The sequence below is a fragment of the Rhizobacter sp. P3_B12 genome (genome assembly GCF_056402895.1).
The window spans coordinates 1-615 of sequence record NZ_JBFUGN010001707.1; the positions used below are offsets into that span (position 1 = coordinate 1).

The window sequence follows — 615 nt, forward strand, 5'->3', positions numbered from 1 at the left end:
GCATCACCTACACCGCGACGCTGACGCAGGCGGCGCAGACGCCGCTCACCGTCAACCTGTCGAACGGCGACGTGATCACCATCGCCGCCGGCGATACCACCGGCAGCGTCACGCACGCCGCCCCGGCGAACGACGTCTACCTGGGCGGCGGCACCATCAGCGCGACGATCGCGAACGCGATCGGCGGCAACTTCGAGAACCTCAGTGTCGACCCGACGGCGGCCAGCACCACGCTGACCGACAGCGTCGACGCGACGACGGTCGTGCTGGCGGCCACGCCATCGGTCGTCGAGGGCGGCAGCATCGTCTACACCGCGACGCTGGGCGCGGTGGCGCAGGCACCGGTCGTGGTGACGCTGTCGAACGGCGACACCATCACCATCGCTGCCGGCCAGTTCAGCGGCTCGGTCTCGCACGCAACCGCGCCGAACGACGTCTACGTCAACGGCGGCACCGTCTCGGCCACCATCGCCAGCGCCGTCGGCGGCAACTTCGAGCAGCTGGCGCCCAGCGCCGCCGCCGCCACGACGACGGTCACCGATTCGATCGACACGACGACCCTCAGCATCACCGGCAACGGCAGCGTCACCGAAGGCGCGAGCGCCGGCTACACCC

The 615-nt window shown here is 70.7% G+C and carries 1 protein-coding gene; it reads left to right on the plus strand.

Going from position 1 to position 615, the window contains the following annotated elements; translation table 11 throughout:
- The coding region (locus AC1D01_RS37790) for an immunoglobulin-like domain-containing protein (protein WP_477875093.1) at window positions 1–615 on the plus strand (615 nt) is incomplete at both ends.